Annotated in this window: 14 protein-coding genes and 4 pseudogenes; 6 read left to right on the top strand and 12 right to left on the bottom strand. The window is 31.4% G+C overall.

The genetic code is table 11. From position 1 onward, the window contains the following. Positions 1-618: 618 nt before the first annotated feature. Positions 619-771, bottom strand: a complete 153-nt coding sequence (locus MHI13_RS00305) for a TetR/AcrR family transcriptional regulator (RefSeq protein WP_079335331.1) — start codon at positions 769-771, stop codon at positions 619-621. Positions 772-1,205: 434 nt separating this feature from the next. Between MHI13_RS00305 and MHI13_RS00300 the strand changes: the two genes are divergently transcribed. After that, complete coding sequence (locus MHI13_RS00300) at positions 1,206-1,703, top strand: GNAT family N-acetyltransferase (protein WP_017175155.1); 498 nt, start codon at positions 1,206-1,208, stop codon at positions 1,701-1,703. A gap of 57 nt (positions 1,704-1,760) precedes the next feature. Further along, positions 1,761-1,979, top strand: a pseudogene (locus MHI13_RS00295) (IS5/IS1182 family transposase); the annotation flags it as partial. Between the two features lie 97 nt (positions 1,980-2,076). Here the strand turns inward: MHI13_RS00295 and MHI13_RS00290 are convergent. The 8 genes and pseudogenes from MHI13_RS00290 to cstR form a co-directional block, all read right to left on the bottom strand. Next, positions 2,077-2,262 (bottom strand): annotated as a pseudogene (locus MHI13_RS00290) (SDR family oxidoreductase); the annotation flags it as partial. A 63-nt stretch (positions 2,263-2,325) separates the two neighbouring features. Further along, the gene (locus MHI13_RS00285) at positions 2,326-3,702 is read right to left on the bottom strand and encodes an MFS transporter (RefSeq protein ID WP_029376768.1); all 1,377 of its coding nucleotides are present in this window, start codon (positions 3,700-3,702) and stop codon (positions 2,326-2,328) included. Between the two features lie 24 nt (positions 3,703-3,726). Beyond that, positions 3,727-6,744 carry an NADH-dependent flavin oxidoreductase gene (locus MHI13_RS00280; RefSeq protein ID WP_017175153.1) on the bottom strand — a complete coding sequence of 1,006 codons (3,018 nt, stop codon included), beginning with the start codon at positions 6,742-6,744 and terminating at the stop codon, positions 3,727-3,729. An 82-nt stretch (positions 6,745-6,826) separates the two neighbouring features. Next, entirely contained in the window at positions 6,827-7,732 is a 906-nt protein-coding gene (locus tag MHI13_RS00275) for an FAD:protein FMN transferase (protein ID WP_037541164.1), read from the bottom strand. A 901-nt stretch (positions 7,733-8,633) separates the two neighbouring features. Then, positions 8,634-9,179 carry a YdhK family protein gene (locus MHI13_RS00270; RefSeq protein ID WP_031869236.1) on the bottom strand — a complete coding sequence of 182 codons (546 nt, stop codon included), beginning with the start codon at positions 9,177-9,179 and terminating at the stop codon, positions 8,634-8,636. Positions 9,180-9,196: 17 nt separating this feature from the next. Continuing rightward, positions 9,197-9,394 (bottom strand): annotated as a pseudogene (locus MHI13_RS00265) (heavy metal translocating P-type ATPase); the annotation flags it as partial. Positions 9,395-9,563: 169 nt separating this feature from the next. Further along, complete coding sequence (locus MHI13_RS00260; RefSeq protein ID WP_070548248.1) at positions 9,564-10,322, bottom strand: sulfite exporter TauE/SafE family protein; 759 nt, start codon at positions 10,320-10,322, stop codon at positions 9,564-9,566. Continuing rightward, positions 10,319-10,579, bottom strand: a complete 261-nt coding sequence (cstR, locus tag MHI13_RS00255) for a persulfide-sensing transcriptional repressor CstR (protein WP_049382303.1) — start codon at positions 10,577-10,579, stop codon at positions 10,319-10,321. Before cstR ends, MHI13_RS00260 begins: the two co-directional genes overlap by 4 nt. Before the next feature lie 138 nt (positions 10,580-10,717). On the opposite strand from cstR, the gene MHI13_RS00250 reads away from it, so the two are divergent. Together MHI13_RS00250 and cstB are read left to right on the top strand one after the other, a co-directional pair. Continuing rightward, positions 10,718-11,785, top strand: a complete 1,068-nt coding sequence (locus MHI13_RS00250) for a DsrE/DsrF/DrsH-like family protein (RefSeq protein WP_070443575.1) — start codon at positions 10,718-10,720, stop codon at positions 11,783-11,785. A gap of 18 nt (positions 11,786-11,803) precedes the next feature. Next, entirely contained in the window at positions 11,804-13,132 is a 1,329-nt protein-coding gene (gene cstB, locus MHI13_RS00245; protein WP_145423099.1) for a persulfide dioxygenase-sulfurtransferase CstB, read from the top strand. A 265-nt stretch (positions 13,133-13,397) separates the two neighbouring features. On the opposite strand, the pseudogene MHI13_RS00240 reads toward cstB, so the two are convergent. From MHI13_RS00240 to MHI13_RS00230, 3 genes and pseudogenes are all read right to left on the bottom strand, one after another. Beyond that, positions 13,398-14,207 (bottom strand): annotated as a pseudogene (locus MHI13_RS00240) (Cof-type HAD-IIB family hydrolase). Between the two features lie 101 nt (positions 14,208-14,308). Next, the gene (locus MHI13_RS00235; RefSeq protein ID WP_070548244.1) at positions 14,309-15,748 is read right to left on the bottom strand and encodes a 6-phospho-beta-glucosidase; all 1,440 of its coding nucleotides are present in this window, start codon (positions 15,746-15,748) and stop codon (positions 14,309-14,311) included. A gap of 25 nt (positions 15,749-15,773) precedes the next feature. Then, positions 15,774-17,666, bottom strand: coding sequence for a beta-glucoside-specific PTS transporter subunit IIABC (locus tag MHI13_RS00230; RefSeq protein ID WP_145423097.1), 1,893 nt, complete (start codon positions 17,664-17,666; stop codon positions 15,774-15,776). A gap of 183 nt (positions 17,667-17,849) precedes the next feature. Between MHI13_RS00230 and MHI13_RS00225 the strand changes: the two genes are divergently transcribed. Then, positions 17,850-18,554, top strand: a complete 705-nt coding sequence (locus MHI13_RS00225) for a GntR family transcriptional regulator (protein WP_049437935.1) — start codon at positions 17,850-17,852, stop codon at positions 18,552-18,554. A 670-nt stretch (positions 18,555-19,224) separates the two neighbouring features. After that, entirely contained in the window at positions 19,225-20,223 is a 999-nt protein-coding gene (locus tag MHI13_RS00220; protein ID WP_049394528.1) for a substrate-binding domain-containing protein, read from the top strand. The last annotated feature ends 1 nt before the right edge of the window (position 20,224 follow it).

The following is a 20,224-nucleotide window of genomic DNA, read 5'->3' as shown; positions in this document are numbered from 1 at the left end:
GTTATTGCGGAATCCGGAATGTAAAGTTTCTGAATACGTGAAAAAAGACAAATTCTATTGAGTTGTATAAAATTTATCTCTACCTGTTAATTATATTTTTGGTTAGATTATTTATTTTTCATGTGTTCTTCTTTCATTCTCACAAATATCACGTCATGACCTGTTTTTAGAATAACTATTTCTATCATTTTTACCAATTTCAATATATTTTTCTAAATCTGTAAAATTCATATTTCTATTTCTTGAATCCAATGTTCACTTAAAAATAAAGTTTAAAACTTGTTCTAAAAATTCCATTCTAGACAATTTCTATGTATGTTTTGAATAATAGTAGAAGTCTGAAGAAAAACAATTGAGCATTATATCAACCTTAAAAGTCAAGACTTTCAATATTCTTTTTTTAAATTGCAATTTAATCAAATCAGCTAGTGAATGATAAAATGGAATATGGATTAAGGATCCAGCAGGGTTTGAGGACTTTTCAATAAACGATAGAATTGTAAAGTTTGTCTCTTTTAAATTCAAAAAATAGCTTAAAATGCCAAAAACACGTTAATAAGGAGAATTATTTCTATGTTTTTCTAAATACGTATCAATTTCTTGAAATATAGCTTCAACCTACTTGTCCATAACTGATTCGCATAGACGTGCCTTGCTCTCAAAATGTCGATATAATGTCCTCCCACCTACACCAGCATATTTAGCAATATCTGACATCTTCATTTTTGTAATATCTATATTGCTATGTGATAACTCAATTGTTGATGACATAATTATATTTTTATTTCGTCTGCATCACTTCTAATTTTTTTTGGTCCCCATGTCAAACTTAATATCCCTTTCCTTATTTAATGTTTTATTTCCAACGATACTTAACAATGATTTACAGGCAATTATTAACCAATCTCTATTAAAATGAATATCATACTACTTACAATAAAACTAGAGCATCCTTCACTTTTACGGTGAGGGAAGCCTTATTATTTATTTTTTTATTATTACTATTAATATATTTATTCTTAATACAATCAAATATGAGAATTTTATAGGTTTCATAGTAAGAGTAATCAATCGAGAATAACAAGAAAATGAGAATTAGTATGTGATGAATTAATTGTTAAAATAAAGTGTTCACAGTGAATGATGACTTATTCGTTATTTATATTTATAATGCAAATATATGAGAAAATTTTGGGAGTGGAATTATGAAACTAAGAGCATTAGAGTATAGTGATTTACTTTTTGTTCATGAATTAAATAATGAATATTCTATTATGGCTTATTGGTTTGAAGAACCTTATGAATCCTTAACGGAACTTCAGTATTTATTTGATAAGCATTTATTAGATGAATCGGAAAGACGTTTTATCGTTGAAGATGAAAATCAAGTCGTAGGGATTGTTGAATTAGTAGAAATTAATTACATCCATCGTAATTGTGAAATACAAATAATTATTAAACCTGAGTTCAGTGGTAAAGGTTATGCAAAATTCGCATTCGAAAAAGCGATAAATTATGCATTCGATATATTAAACATGCACAAAATTTATCTATATGTTGATACAGATAACAAAAAAGCTGTGCATATATACGAGTCACAAGGATTTAAAACTGAAGGATTACTCAAAGAACAATTCTACACTAAAGGTAAATATAAAGATGCCTATTTTATGTCATTATTGAAATCTGAATATATTTTGTAGCATAAAAAATAACTCATATATTTATTTAGGTAGGTTCAAAACTAAATTACTAGAACGGGTTTCATTCGAATATCCATTAGAGGAATAAATAAAATTAAAAGAGAATTTGGATTTGTATGAATGGCACTCAATATAAGAAAAGTAGCAGCTCAATTGATCTGAAAATAATCAAAAAATTATAAAAAAGACAATTTCTATATTATTTCAATAGAAATTGTCTTTTTTGACTTATCCAGAGACTTTATGTCTCAGACTCATCATCCCACTCTCACATGAATGCATTGAGTTGACATTTTGTATAAGCACACAATCATTATATATAAATATTTAAACGCTTTTTTATCCGTTAATTACCATGACGAAGTATCCCTTTTTATCTATACACTAATCCACCATCAGTTAAAATGAATTGACCAGTAATATAGTCAGAATCATTAGAAGCTAAGAATGATACTAAGTTTGCAACAACGGATGGTGCTTGATATCTTCCAAGCGTAATTTCTGAAGAAAAAGCTTCAAACGCATCTCCTATTTCAAGACTATCATCAAGTTTAACTATTTATTCATCATACAACATACGATCAAAATTCAAGCAATGATATTTACTACGCCAACTCCCGATTTAAGCATCTACATTCTTTCTAGGAATTAAACAATACGCGGCAATAAATGCGATAAACACTAAACCTGCCCCCACGATAAATGCGATTGTAGCTGCAAATTGTGCTGGATGATTGACAGACAATGCTGTATAAATTGTAGTTATAACAGCGATACCGAATGCTGCACCGAGTGTAGAAGTCATTTTGATAATTCCTGATGCAGTACCAGCTTTTTCTGCCGGAACATTAGATACAGCTGTAGATAGCGCTGGTGTCGCAAAGAAACCTAATCCTAGACCTATAAAGATAAATCCGATGCACGCCACAATATAGTAAATCATGTTAGGCAACGAAGTGAAGGCTAAAAGTATAATACCCACTGTAATTGATAAAGGACCTAACATAAGTGGCAATTGTGGCCCTCGATTTTGCATAAAACGTTCACCTACACGTATCATTAACAAACTACACAACATATATGGAATTGTAATTAAACCCGCTTGTGCGCCTGTTAAATGTTTATCATCTTGAACATAGATATTAAATAATGCAAGTGAGCCTATATCCATATTCACCATTAAATTAGCTAATGTTGTGCCAATATAAATATTATTTGAAAATAAACTAAAATCTATGAAAGGTTCATTTTGACGTTTTTCAAATATATAGAAAGCTATTAATGTCACAATGAATATGGCAATTAATATTACAATAATAGGATTTAACCATCCAATTCTATCACCTTGCGTTATTACTATGTTAATACTTAACATCATAATGACAAAAATAATGATACCGATAATATCAAATTTTTTATTATGTGCAGATTCATCTTTAGATTCTGGTATGCCTTTAAGCAATATTAAGGCAAGAATTGAGAAAATGATTGACAACACGAAAATCCAACGCCACCCAATAAAAGTGGCTATCATTCCAGCAAATAGTGATGCTAATCCTGTTCCACCATATGAACCAAATGACCAATAACTTAGTGCCTTTTGTCTTTCTTCACCATGAAAGAATGAATTAATTAACGCAATAGTTGCCGGAAGTAGGCATGCTGCAGATAAGCCTTGTAACACACGACCTACCAATAATAAAAGTGGCGCATGAGATATAATCAATGCAATAGACCCAAGTATACTAAGTATCAAACCTGCGTAAGTAATTTTAACTCGACCTATCTTATCAGATAAACCTCCTGCTACAACTATAAACACACCAGTTAAGAGTGATGTAAGACTGACCGCAATGTTAACAATACTCATATCTACATCATAGAAACGTTGCACATGTGGTGCGATATTCAAGAAAGACTGTGCAAATAACCAATATGTGAGAATCCCTAAAATAATCGCTACAATGAGTTGTTTTCCTTTATTAAACTGTTCACTCATCATTAAACGCCCTCCTGTTCTCCTTTATTTCATTACAGCACTTTGACCGGCAATGCGACCAAAAGTGAAAATATCTGCCAGTGCATTACCACCTAAACGGTTACCTGCATGTATACCACCAGCAACTTCACCAGCTGCATACAATCCTTTAATGATATGACCTTCTACATCAACGACTTGTGCATGTGTGTTGATTTTTAAACCACCCATAGTATGATGTATTGCAGGTTTTCGTGGTGTCGCATAGAATGGTGCTTTTTCGATTTTTAAATCAAATGCATTTTTATTAAAATCTTCATCATGTCCTTGTTCTACGAAAGTATTATATCTTTCAATCGTATTCACAAAAGTAGTTGTATCTATGTTTAATTTTTGAGCTAACTCTTCTAAGGTATTAGCCTTTATTAAAGTGCCATCTTCTAATTCTTGATTGATTTTGTCTTCAGTCGTATTCATAGCTAGCGCTTTAATATTTGCGTCTGCAATAATATAGAAGATACCGTCTTTTTGTTCTAATGCTGCCTTAGATAATACATCTCTACTTTCAAATTCGTTAACAAAACGATGTCCTTCCTTATTAATGAAGACGAAGTTTGAAGGTGTCACGATTAATCCTGTGAATAATGCACCTGTCTTAGGATCAGAAATCGGCATCATTTGAGAGAATCCCATACCTACAATGTCAGCGCCTGCTTGCACACCTAAACGTATACCATCACCTGTAATTGCAGGAGAATTTGTTGTTTTAATATCATCTGGAATGTTATCCCAATACGTATTATATTGTTGTATCATTTTAGTATTCGCTCCAAAACCACCTGTGGCCAACACTACGCCGTGACGAGTGTGAATCTTAACTTTAGCACCATTTGCTTTACGTGCTTCAATACCAACAACTTGATTACCTTCTTTAATTAATTTTTCTGCAGTAGTTTCTGTAAAAATACGACCATGATGATGTTTAACGTAATCTCCTAGATTTTCAATGTACTCTAAACCTTGTGCTTTCATTGGTTTATGACCACGACGCCATAGTGCACCAACAGGCATATCTACAAATGAACGATCAAAATGTACCCCTTTATCTTTCAACCAGTATACTGATTCCAAAACATTATCTGTGAGTGTTTTAACTAAATCATAATCACCTGAAATTTCGACATTATTACGATCTTTACGTCTTCCACCTAGATACGTTTGAATGCGATGTAATTCAACAGAATCGAAAAGATAATCATCTTTATTGCTACTTTTTTCAAGGTAATCTTTAATTTGACGCTTTAAAGTATTGAAATCTTCAAGATAAGCCTCATCTATATCCTTTTCATCATGATTTAATAACTGTATCAATGTGTCTTTTTCACCAGCGAGTGCAGGGAATGCACTTTGCCATTTAGGCTCAGCAGCATTGACTTGACCACCTGTTCGGATGGTATTGCCACCTATAGCCGCAAATTTCTCAAGCATGATGACTTCTTTTCCTTCGTCTAAAACCGTAGCTGCTGCACTTAAACCAGCACCACCTGTACCAATCACGACTACGTCAGTCGTCTCTTCAACGACCTCATCAGACCACTGAACAACTGGTTTAGGACGTGCTCGTAAAATATCTGGATCTTCGCCTGCTTGTTCAATTGCATCTGCAATGCCCTGCACGATGCCTTCACTTGTTACTGTCGCACCTGATATGACATCGACATTTAACGTTTGTCCATTGATGATATCTTGAGGTAAACGTTCAAAAACTGGGTTCGCTATACCTTCAGACTCTCCACTATCATCTACTTCAATACTTACAATTTTATCTTCCGACAATTGAACTTTCATTGGTAGATTGCCATTATGACCTTTTGCATAAACATGATACGTGCCTTTGTTAAATTTCACTTTTTTATTTTGTAGTGCTTTTAATCTTTCATATTTACGATGTTCTTCTTCTTTATCTAAAATCATGAAGTCCATCACTTTCCACAGAGGAGATGGTATGTGAAGTACTTTTTGGTCATGTATATCGACAAATTGTTCAACTTCTTCGTTTTGTGAAATTTTATCCGTCCATTGAGGTTCTATTAAATAGGCTTTTCCAACGCTTAAAAGATCATAACCGAGTTCAAGGGCATGTTCTGCATCTTTTCGTTGCGCAATACTACCAACACCAATTAATGGAATTTGTGCCAACTGTGCACTTTTCATTTTATGATATTTATTAATTAAAGGTTCTGTATCTTCTTGATTCACTATGGACGTACGTTGGTAACTGTTTGCTGATATATGGAAGTAATCGGGTTCATATTTTGCTAAAGTATTTAGTAAAAACATTGTATCTTCAAAACGTATGCCTGGCTCTTCAATTTCTTCAGGTGAGAATCGATATCCTATTATAAAATGAGAGGCTTCATTTTCAGCAACGACATGTTGAACTTTTGTTAGTACTTCGATTGGGAATCGCGTACGTTTTTCACGACTGCCTCCCCATGTATCTTCTCTTCGATTAGAATGCGGAGAGAAAAATTGTTGTAATAAGTATGTGTTGGCACCATGAATTTCAACACCATCAAATCCTGCTTCTATAGCACGACGTGTCGCTTCTCCGAAATCTTCTATCATCTGATTGATTTGAGCATGTGTCATTTCTCTTGGTGGTACCGCATCAGGTCTTAATGCTGCAATAGGACTCGCAGATATGGGTTGTTCACCTTCATTGAACTTAGGATTCGCCATTCTTCCAGCATGATAAAGTTGTAAAATCGCTTTTGACCCCTTAGATTGAATCGCTTCTGCTAGACGTTTAAGTCCAGGTATTTTGTCATCGTTATCAATACCTATAGCCCCTGGGAAGCCTCTCCCATGGTTTTCAACAAAACAACTTTCAACAATAATTGCTGAAGCATCACCAGCCCTAAATTGATAATAATCAATCATTTCTGATGTAACACTTCCATCAAAATATCCAGCTTGGATAGTCATGGGCGCCATTAATACTCTATTTTTTAATTCGGCACCACATTTAAATTTAAAAGTATCAAATAATTCTTTACTCATAGCAATTCCTCCTAAGACATTGTGATTTTTTTCACATTTATACTTAAAAATAAAATACTCTTTATGAGTATTCTTTAAAATTTTATAAATACCTCTGCATTTTTGAAGTCATTAAAACGTTTCCATCTCTTGTCACAATGATGCCTTCAACACCATCTATGAGGTTTAATAATTCAATATTTTGTTGTGATTGACCAAAACTACAAATTGTACTCCATACCTCGCCATCAATCCCATGATCAGATATGATTGTCACGCTAACGATATCATTATCTACAGGATATCCTGTATTGGAATCCAAAATATGATGAAATAATTGATGTTCCTGTATGAAATAGCGTTCATAGATGCCGGAAGTAACAACTGATTGATGCTCTACATTTAATGTAACGAGTGATAATGCATCTTTATAAAAAGGATTGCGTACACCTACATGCCATTTTTCTAAAGTTTCCGGTTGTCTACCAATTGTTAAAACATTACCACCTAAATCGATAATGGCAGAAGCTACACCATGAGATAAAAAGTATTGCTGTAATTGATCAGCAAAATAGCCTTTTACAATGGCTCCTAAATCAATCTCCATTCCTGGTTGTGTAAGAAATACTTCATGTGTCTTTGAATTTAGAACAAGATTTTCAGGATTCATACACATTAAAGCGCGTTGTATATCTTCTTCTTTAGGTTTCAATGCATCTTTGAAACCAATTTTCCATAATTTAACTAATGGCCCTATCAATATGTTCATCTTAAAATTAGAAGATAGTGTAATTTCATAACCATAACGTATCATGTTAAACATCTCAGGATTAACCTTGACTGGTGCGATACCTGCATGTTGATTCACATTCATCAAATCTGATTTTGGATCATTAGCACTAAATTGAGATTCCCAATCATGAATTTTTAATTCAGCTTCTTGAAGTAATGTGTTCGAATGTTGATGTTCAATCGATAAACGTATCACCGTCCCCATTGCTTTAATCATTAGCGTTTCCACTTTTGATTCCCCCTCTATACGTGTATCACAACGCTAATATGTATATAAAATTTAAAAGTTATTTTAAATGAAATTATTACTTTAGTTTCTACATTCATATTAACACAATTTCAAATATTTGATTTTTACTTATTTAGATGTTCATAATTATGTCAAAAGTTAATCAAAGTATAAATTTTACTATTTTAAAAAATTCTTTATTATATATTTTTAATAAAAAAGAGTAGAACAGAAGCCATACAGAATTCTTTATTCCACTCTTCACACAGTACTATGATCTGTAACAACAATTATTGATATTCCATTAGTATATATGCTGTATACCAAAATAAAATAAGAAAGCATTTCCTTTAGATTCTTATAGTTCTTAAAAATATCTAATTCCTTTAAATCATTTATATTAGAATACCCACTGTAAAGAATACTTTCTTTTTTAGCAATTCTAAATATTTCATCTTCGCTAATAGATAGAAATATTGTTTATTCCATTCATCATATAATTTGAAATCATATGAGCTTAGAGTATGTATATGTAATAGTGTCTTATGGTATTTACCAAAATTTATTTTATCCTGTTCTTTCATCATCTTATAGGCTTTTTTCTACTTCTATGTCTTTCATTCGACACTCTCCAAAGATATATTTTCCATAATCTATTTTTTAGTTTTATTTATGATATGCTTCTGCGTATCGGTTAATGATGCGGTTTTTAATTATATAATTTCATTTAATAAGGTAATGAACAGTTTTTTGATAAATGTTATTCTTCTAAAATTCTTTTTAATTTACACACTAAAAAACATCCTCCTTAACAATAATAAGTTATTTAAATTATTGATTAAGGAGGATATCTTTATATCTATTTATTTCTCAATCTAGAACTAGATTTTTATCGTGCTTTCAGTTCATTTCCTGTCATCCATTTATGATTTTTAATGATTTTACCATTATCTTTGGATTTGTAATCAACTACGTAAACAGTCGTCTTTTTCACGTTATCTATATTGGCTGTAGCACCTTTCATACCAGACATATGACTTGCTTCTAATTTAACAGTATCGCCCTTACTAAATCCATCTTTAGGTGCATCTTTGATCTCTTCGTTTACGACCCATTTATGATTGTTTACTTTTTCATTTCCATTTGTGGGTTTATAACTTACAACATAGGCATATGTTTTATACGCACCTTTTACAGTAGCTTCCGCACCTTTCATACCTGGCATATGCCCTGCTGTAATCGTTACTTTATCTCCTACTTTAAATTCACCCTCATTAGTCGATGTCATATCTTCAGGAACTTTACTTTCATCATTATGCTTCATATGGCTCTCACTTTTTTGGTCATTAGTGTCTTTATCTTTTTCATCATTATTGGAGCAAGCTGATAATATTAGTAATGATCCTAATATCATAAAAAATAATTTTTTAATCATAATAAAACTCCTATCTTTTATTTTAATTTTAATGTAAAGGCATTAATTGCAACGATAACCGTACTTAGTGACATTAAAATAGCACCTAAAATCAAGCCGATAAATGCTAAAATACCAGCTGCTAAAGGTACAGCAACAATATTATAACCTGCACCCCACCATAAGTTTTGCACCATTTTTCTCATAGTATTATTTGAAAGAGTCAAGAAATGAATTCATAATAAACTCATTTACTGGCTATTTTTCTAGTATTTATATTCAGTCTTTTCAAACTATATTAATCATTTTTTGATTCTTAAATTCTACGCCACAATAGCTGCATTTTATTAAATATACTATATATTCAATCAAGTTCAAAATGAATGTTGTCCCACTCCCATGTTTTTAAAATATCAACTTAATAATTGCAATGACGATTAAAATACATATTATCGTTTTTTGAATATAGTCAGGTATTTTCTGGCCCATTTTCATACCTAGAGGCGTAAATAGTATACTACCTAAAATTAACGGTATTGCACTATTGATAGGAATATAACCCTGTAATAATTTAATCATAAATGCTCCAATAGAAGAGATGAATGCAATTACAATACTATTTGTAACTACCATGTTCATTGGTAATTTAAATATAACAAGTAGTACTGGAATAATAATAAATGCGCCACCAGATCCTACAATACCAGATACCAAACCGATGATACCACCTATTGTAATTAAAAGTAGACGATTAAACTTAATATGACTAGTAGATGGTGTAACTTTTATAAACATTAGAATAAGAGCTAGTAATGCAATAATAATATAAACCGTATTAACAAACTGAACATTTATTAAATTCGCTAAGATTGCACCTAGCATACTACCTATTACCATTCCACTTCCCATATTAAGTATAAGCGTTCTAGAAAAATTTTTATTTTTATATGCGTTTAAAGATCCACTCAATGTACTAAAAAACACCTGACTTGAAGTTAATCCTGAAGCAATATAAGCACTATAAGTAGGTAAACCAAATAATGGTGGTAATAATAAGAGAGCTGGGTAAATAACAATGGCTCCCCCTATACCGACTAATCCAGAAATAAACCCTCCTAAGATACCAATAACTAACATTACTATAATTGTTGTTATACTTATCATTTACTTTTTACCAATAATTCAACTGCTTCATTAATTAGTGCCTGAGAATCTTCACTATTTTCTTCAGACATTTTGACGCATTCTACTAAGTTTTCACTAATGATAATACCCATTAACCGTTGAATAGAACTTTTAGAGGCACTTAATTGACTAATGACGTCTTTACAATTTTTTTCTTCCTCCATCATTTTAATGACTCCATTAAGCTGTCCTTGTATGCGATGAATACGATTAATCATCTTTTTATTATATTCCAATATATTTCACTCCGCATTTATTTTTAATAATTACATCATATTGATTAAATTTTAGTTTGTCAAATACCCCCATAGGTATTTGACAAACTATCTAATTCGTTATAATATACCCCCATAGGTATTTAAAAGGAGGTAATTATGTCACAATATAAAACGAAACACATTAATGATTTCACTAAAAAAGAATTACAAGAATTGGGTTCTAAGGGTCAATTAATTGACGTTCGACAGCCTGAAGAATTTGAATTAGGACACATTAAAAATGCTTTATTACATTCAGTTGAAAATATAGAGACTTTTAAACAAAGCAAAAATAAAACTTACTATATCTATTGTAAAAGTGGTAATAGAAGTAGAAAAGCCAGTCAATTTCTTGCACAACGCGGATACGATGTGGTGAATTTAGACGGAGGTTATACCGCATACGAACAACAACATCATAATGATAATTTATCTAAAGTAAAAGAAGATAGAGAAATTAAAGATAATCGTAAGATGTTCAATTATAGTAATCTACAATGTCCAGGACCTATTGTTAATATTAGTAAAGAAATCAAAAACATCGCTATTGGTGATCAAATAGAAGTTGTTGTGACTGATCACGGATTTTTAAATGATATTAACAGTTGGGTCAAACAAACTGGACATACACTTGTTAGACTCAATGATTCTGGTAATGAAATTCGCGCTATTATTCAAAAAGAAGAAAATAAAAATATAGAAGTGACACACACGAAAAGTGGAACAACGATTGTTTTATTTAGCGGCGAGCTAGATAAAGCAGTTGCAGCAATGATTATTGCTAATGGTGCTAAAGCTGCAGGTAGAGATGTAACCATCTTTTGCACATTTTGGGGCTTAAATGCACTTAAAAAAATTCAAAGTCAACGCATTAAGAAAAAAGGTATTGCAAAACTTTTTGACTTCATGCTTCCAAATTCACCAATTAACATGCCTATTTCTAAAATGAATATGTTTGGTTTAGGCAATCTAATGATGCGTTATGTCATGAAAAAGAAAAATGTCGATACTTTACCTTCTCTTATTGATCAAGCGGTTGAGCAAGGTGTTAAACTTATCGCTTGTACAATGAGTATGGATGTGATGGGCATTACAAAAGAAGAATTACGCGATGATGTAGAATACGGTGGCGTAGGTGCATATATTGGATATACAGAACAAGCTAATCACAATTTATTTATATAATTAGAAAGGAATGATATTATGTTTTTTAAACAATTTTATGATAAACATTTATCTCAAGCATCTTATTTAATCGGTTGTCAAAAAACTGGAGAAGCCATGATTATTGATCCTATTCGTGACTTATCTTCATATATTCGAGTTGCTGATGAAGAAGGTTTAACCATTACTCATGCAGCTGAAACACATATACATGCAGATTTTGCTTCAGGAATTAGAGATGTTGCTATAAAGTTAAATGCTAATATTTATGTATCGGGTGAGAGTGATGACACATTAGGTTATAAAAATATGCCTAACCATACTCATTTTGTTCAACATAATGACGATATTTATGTAGGAAATATAAAATTAAAAGTGCTTCATACACCGGGTCACACGCCAGAAAGTATAAGTTTTTTACTTACTGACGAAGGTGCTGGAGCACAAGTTCCAATGGGACTATTCAGTGGTGATTTTATTTTTGTAGGAGATATCGGTAGACCTGATTTACTAGAAAAAGCGGTTAAAGTAGAAGGATCATCTGAAATAGGCGCTAAACAAATATTTAAATCGATTGAAAGTATTAAAGACTTGCCAGATTACATTCAAATTTGGCCTGGCCATGGCGCTGGTAGTCCTTGTGGTAAATCTTTAGGTGCTATTCCAACATCTACTCTTGGCTATGAAAAACAAACGAACTGGGCTTTTTCTGAAAATAACGAAGCTACCTTTATCGATAAACTCATTTCTGACCAACCTGCACCACCACATCATTTTGCACAAATGAAAAAAATTAATCAATTCGGTATGAATTTATATCAACCTTATACGGTTTATCCAGCTACAAATACAAACAGATTAACTTTTGATCTCCGCAGTAAGGAGGCTTATCATGGTGGACATATTGAAGGTACAATCAATATTCCATATGATAAAAATTTCATCAATCAAATTGGCTGGTATCTAAACTATGATCAAGAAATTAACTTGATTGGAGACTATCACCTTGTTTCAAAAGCAACACACACCTTACAACTCATTGGATACGATGATGTTGCTGGATATCAATTATCTCAATCTAAGATTCAAACACGTTCCATTCATAGCGAGGATATTACAGGTAACGAATCACATATATTGGATGTACGTAATGATAATGAATGGAATAATGGCCACTTATCTCAAGCGGTTCATGTACCACACGGCAAACTTTTAGAAACAGATTTACCTTTCAATAAAAACGATGTTATTTATGTACACTGTCAGTCTGGCATTAGAAGTTCTATAGCTATTGGTATTTTAGAGCACAAAGGTTATCACAACATTATTAATGTAAATGAAGGTTACAAAGATATACACCTTTCTTAATATTTATACTAATGAAGAAGGACTATAAGTAATTAGATATAGCTTATAGTCCCTTTTTATATTATTGGATACATATCTATTTAAAAATCATTTATGTATCCTCGCTTTATATCATTTAATAAATATTTTACATAGTGCATACCTTTTTTGTTTATTGATGTGTTCAAAAAACATAACAGTAATTCTTATAAACCTCATATGTTCTGATACGTTCAAAATCCCTTTATGATGCGGTTTATCGTATAAAAGTTAATTACGTATTGTTTCAATCACTATTATTATCGTCATTTATAAGTAATGTATTCATGTTTCTATTACGCCATCTCTATCATTATTAATTGAACTTAAATTTGCTTTACTTTTAAGTTCTGGATACGCGTTGTCCATAGCAACTTTGTATCGTGCATGCCTAAATAAAGGAATATCATTTAAACCATCACCAAATACAATCGTTTGTTCACTACTGATATTTAATAAATTTTGTAAAAAACGAATTGTTTTTCCTTTATCAACGTCTTTATGTGTGATATCTATCCAATTCTCTTCTGCAGCTATGATATAGAGATTGTCTTCGTATTTACTTAAACCTTTAACATGTTCGAAACACTGACCTTGTGAATCAAAAATAGTAACTTTTAAAATATCCTGATCAATCGTATTAAATCTTTTACAAAAGTTATTTTCTCATATGAACCCAAAACCATGTCTCGTTCTTTTTCGGAAATATGTTGCTCAGCATAAGCCATACCTTCTGTGCAAACAACAATCACTAGATTACATCAATAGCTTTAATTGTTTCAATCACTTCAAGTCCAAGTTGATTGTTAAATGTTTTAGTATAGATATTCACTCCATTAATTTTAATTCATGAAGCACTGTCTCCGATAATAAATAAATCTTTCGCTAAGTCCTCAACAATCGCATCTACACGTTCATTTTGTTTCCCAGTACAAAAGGCTAAACGAATACCTCTATTCTTCAATTTAATCAATAGTCGTTGAAATTTTTCACGATTGAAACTACCTTATGAATTTAAAAACGTACCATCCATATCTGTTACTATTAATTCAAAAATAATACCCCTCTTTTATATTTTTTTACTTTATATAGAAAAACACCTTATTAAAGCTATAACAAGGTGTCTTTTCTATTTAATTAGTCATTGATATAACCAAATTATAATTCTTCACCATTTGATTCAATAACTTTACGATACCAATCAAATGAATCTTTTTTTGTACGTTCTAATGAGCCATTTCCTTCGTTGTCACGATCTACATGAATTAATCCATAGCGTTTTTTCATTTCACCGGTTGTAAATGATACGATATCAATAATACCCCAAGGTGTATAACCTATTAAGTCTACGCCGTCTTTATCTACTGCTTCGCTAGCAGCTTGAATATGTTTACGTAAATATTCAATACGATAGTCATCATGAATATGTCCATTTTCATCAAATTCATCTACAGCACCAAAACCATTTTCAACAATAAATAACGGAATTTGATAACGATTATATAAAGCATTCAGAGTGTATCGTAAGCCTACCGGATCAATAGCCCAACCCCAATCACTCTTTTTAATATAAGGATTGTCTACTGAATTTGGTAATCCTCCGTTAACAACATTATCATCTATGCTTACTTCATTATCATGTTTCACTACTGTAGACATATAATAACTAAAACCAATATAATCCACTTTACCCTCACGTAAAATTTCTTCATCTCCGTCTTGCCAACCAATATCTAAACCTTCACGTTCAAACATTTTCTTTGCATAACCTGGATAGTAACCACGTACATGCACATCTGGGAAGAAAAAGCGCATTCGACTTGCTACTTCGGCTTCCATAATATCTTCTGGATTACAACTATACGGATAAATTGGTACATGTGAAATCATGGCACCAATTTCAAATTCAGGATTAATTTTCTTACCTATTTTAACAGCCTTGGCACTTGCGATTAATTCATTATGTGCTACTTGGTATAAGACTTCTTCTTTATTATCATCATCTGTCAAAGAGACACCTGAATTCGTCCATAAGAAAATTGGATTATTAATATCCATTTGGTTATTAATTTCATTGAATGTCATCCAATACTTCACTTTATCTTTATAACGTTTAAATACCGTTTCTGCAAAATGAGCAAAGAAGTCTGCTACTTTACGATTTCTAAAGCCACCATATTCACGTGCTAAATGTAATGGCATTTCAAAATGTGAAAGTGTAATTACAGGTTGAATATTATATTTCAACAATTCATCAAATAAATCATCATAAAATTGTAAACCTGCTTCATTAGGTTCTTTTTCGTCTCCATTTGGAAAAATACGTGTCCATGCGATTGATGTTCTTAAACATTTTAAACCCATTTCACTAAATAGTTTTACATCTTCTTTATAACGATGATAAAAATCAATTCCAACATGATTAGGGTAATACTTATTTTCTTCGACATGTTTTGTAATTTCACGTGCTTTACCATGAGCTCCCGCTGTCATTACATCAATGACGCTTAATCCTTTGCCATCTTGATCATAGCCACCCTCAAATTGATTGGCTGCTAAAGCGCCACCCCATAAGAAATTTTTTGGTAATTTAGACATCATTTAAAACTCCTTTTCTGATTTATTATTTTTTAATTACAGTAATCATCTTATCTTTCACTTTTATGTTTTGAGAATCAGTTACAAAGATTTCTTCAAATTCACTACTATTTGTAATAAGTATCGGTGTAGTAATGTCATAACCTTGTTCTTTAATATAGTTTGCATCAAATTTTAAAATCGGTTGTCCTACGTCAACTTTCTCATTTTCAGAAACAAGTAACTCGAAGCCTTTACCATTTAATTTAACTGTGTCTAAACCAACGTGTATTAAAAGCTCAATACCATCTGATGACGTAATTCCAATAGCGTGCTTACTGATCGTTACCATACTAACTGTTCCAGCAATAGGAGCTCTTACTTCATCACTTTCAGGTTGAATTGCTAGTCCTTTACCCATCATTTCTTCTGCAAATATAGGATCATTAACCTTAGATAATGGAACAATCGAACCATTCAATGGTGAATATATATCACTTTCAAGATGATCATTAGAAGTCATTGTATCTTGGTTTATTTTGTTTCTTTCTTCATCTTCTACTTGTTCAGTTGTATCTTCCCCATAACCAAACACTTGGATTAGAATAATAGGTAGAATAATAGCAATTATTGAACCAATCAGAATCCCCCATATAGATGTTGGATTATCTGGACTATAACCATTTACAACAGTAATTGGACCAGGTAAACCAGCATATGCATAATATTTCGGTTTAAAGAAACTAGCAATTAAGGCGCCAATCCCCCCACTAATACATGCAATAATAAATGGTTTTTTAAAACGTAAGTTCACTCCATATATTGAAGGTTCTGTAATACCAAAGATACCAGTAATACCAGCTGATAATGATACTTTTTTTAGTTCTTTATTTTTAGTTTTAAAGAATACACCAATAACTGCACCAAATTGAGAAATAACTGCAATTGTTTGGAAGGCTTGGAAGGCATCGCTTTTATACTGTTCAAAGTTTGCTAAAACCATAGGTGTGATGCCCCAATGAACACCAAAAATAACGAATACTTGCCAAAATGCACCAATTAATAAACCAGCTAACCATGGCGCTACAGCTACTAACCAATTAAATCCATGAGCGATACCATGCGCAGCTCCAGAAGCTAATGGACCAATAATTAGTAATGTTAATGGAACCATAATTACAATACTAAAAAATGGTACAAATAATGGTCTGATTACTTCATGAATATACTTATTTAAATATTTCTCTACATATGACAAGACCCATACTAATAATAACGGTGGCAATACAGATGACGTATAACTTGTTTCACTTAGAGGAATACCAATAAATGTAAATGATTTACCGCTACTAATTTTTTCAACAATATCTGTTAAGTCTGGACTAACTAATGCAGCACAACATGCTACAGCAATATATGTATTTACTTTAAAATGTTTTGCTGCTGTAATGGCAATGAATATAGGTAAAAATGTAAATGGTGCCCATGAAATAAAATTAAAGACTTCATAAGTTCCTGTATTTTCAAATGTTGGGAAAAATATCTTAGCTACGATCAAAATCCCTTGCAAAATCCCGGCTGCTGCTAACACATAGATGAATGGAGCAAACACCGCTGACATAGTTGCAATAATACGATTTATAATTGTTCCTTTTTCACTTTCATCCTCAGTTGGTTGTTGATTTTCTTCACCAACCAATCCTTCAAATTCTTTATATACGCTAGCAACCGCATTACCAATAACTACTTGAAACTGTCCATTATTTTCAACAACTGTTACTACACCATCTAATGCTGATACTTTCTTCTTAGCATCAGGTACAGAACGTTTCAAAACAATCCGTAATCGCGTTGCACAATGTGTATAATTGACAATATTTTCCTCTCCACCTACTGCTTCGAGAATTTCGTTTGCCAATCGTTTATCTTTTTCACTCATAACAAACCCTCCCAATTGGCTTCTTATTAATTTCCATCCATTAATGAAAGCCTTTTCATTTTTAATTATAATTATACCGGTACAATTTGTAAATATTTTTCTTTAATTATACCGGTATAATTTACTAAAGCATTATATATTTTGCTATAATATATGAAAATTATATTTGAGGAGCGCAAAGCCATGTTAAAGTATGAACATATTGCTAAAGAAATTAATGATTCTATTTCAAACAACGAGTTTGCTGTCGGTGATAAGCTTCCAAGTGTAGAAATGTTGAAAGCAAAATACCAAGTAAGTAAAAGTACTATTATTAAAGCACTAGAAATATTAGAAAAGGAAGGAACTATTTATCAAACAAGAGGTAGTGGTATCTATGTACGTAATAAAAAGAAATCTGGATATATTAATCTTTTAAAAACTAAAGGATTCTCAGATAATTTACACGAGCATCAAATTACAAGTAAAGTTTTAACGCTTCAACTTATTCGTCCAGATAACAATGTAAAAGAACATTTACGTTTAAAAGATAAAAATACTCACGTCTATTATGTAGAACGTATTCGTTATCTAGATGACCATCCTCTATGTATTGAAACATCCTATTTTAATACAGATTTAGTTAATCATTTAGATAATCAAATTGCTGCAAGTTCAATTTTTGAATACCTTCAATCTCAACTTAAAATTAATATTGGCTTTTCTGATATTTATTTTTATATTGATTTTCTTTCTGAAAGCGAAGCTCCAAAATTGAGTCTTAATCCGAATGATCCATGTATGCGTCATGAATTAACATTTTATACTACTACTGGTATACCTTTTGATTATTCAAATATTGTATATCATTATAAATATGCCAACTTCTTTATTCCTATAGAAAGTTGATTGGATATAAAAATTCTGTTAAGCGTTTAACGTTCTCATTACTACAAAAATCAATTAAACAGTACTATAGATAATTTCAATAAAATCATTGTTAAATCACTGTATTCTCTACGAAGTGTTTTTTAGCACTTCGTTTTATTTTTCTCCAAGTATTTTATTCTAACTATTTCCCTATATACTTATACATTTTCTTATTTAAATTCTATGGCATACCAATTTTATGTAAAAATTAGTATAGATGTTAACTAAAATAATAAAAAATAAAAAATGTAGTAGATAAAACTATAAAATTTCGATAAAATTAATTTGCTAAATTTTAAATATTTCAAACAAAGGAGAAAATGAATAAAAAAATTATTAATATTCTATTAATTGCAATACTATCCATCATATTTATTGGTTACAAAGATCCACTATTATTCTCTAAAAATTTCACAAAACATTTTGAAATCAGCGCTTCTGAATATCGGCGCCAATTTGCCAATCAATGAGCCAAAGGAAATCAACTTTTTAATTAATATATTACACAATTTCGTTAATCCTCTTGTTAATCGTTCTTTATTTCTAGAAAAAGCTTAGGTTTATATGTACCGTTTCAATATATTTCTATATATTATATAATGATTTTAATAGAGCTTTGTAAATTTATTAAAGAAACGAAGGGGCAAAAATGTCGGTAACTATTAAAGATATTGCAAAAATAGCTAATAAAACACCTTCTACAGTTTCAAGAGTTTTATCCAATGCTGGTGGTTATAGCTCTAAAACTGAAAAAGAAATTAAGCGTATAGCAGAAGACCTAGGTTATAACAAGAATCTAGCTGCAGAAGAACTTGTTAAGCAACACGGAAAAGTAATTGGTGTAATGATGATGGATGCAACGACTAATTTTTCTGGTGACATTATTAATGGTATTGAAAAGCAAGTTACTGAAGAAGGTTTTAGCGCTATATGGGTACACGCTGGCTATCAAGATGCAGAAAGGCAAAAAAAAGCTTTAGCGCTACTTTTTGAACGTAGAGTGTCTGGCATAATTATTATTTCATTGACTTTAGAAGAAAGTAATTTCACATATTTAAAAAACATGAATATTCCATATATCTATTTATCAGTTAACCCTAAAAATAACGCTCCATTTATCGCTTCGAACGATTTTCAAATGGCTTATAAAGGAACACAGTATTTAATTAATAAAGGACATCAAAAAATTGCTTTTACTGGTATTGATTTTGACGAGAAAAACATTGGATCAGAACGAATTAAAGGATATCAACAAGCCCTACAAGACTATAATATTAAAGGATATAAAAAATGGATCATTGAAGGTGATTATAGCTATGAAAGTGGTTACGTCAGTGCAAAAAATAAATTGACAAAGATGAATGTAAGCGCTACACTAGCTGCAAGTGATGAAATAGCACTAGGTGTAATAAATGGGTTATCTCTTGTTGATATTTCTATTCCTAAAGATTTTTCGGTAATGTCTATAGATGGGACAAGCATCTCTCAAATGTATCGCCCACGTTTACATTGCGTTAGACAAGATTTCTTTAACATTGGTTTTGAAGGTGCAAAAGCATTAATTAATACCATTTCTAATTATAAACCTCTTAAATCAAGTTATATCCCTTTTAGTTTAATAGAAGGTGAAACAATTAAGCACATTTAAA

The organism is Staphylococcus sp. FSL K6-0223, from assembly GCF_038008285.1.
Note: the sequence above shows the minus strand (reverse complement) of the source record. Positions and strands in the feature narration are given on the sequence as shown.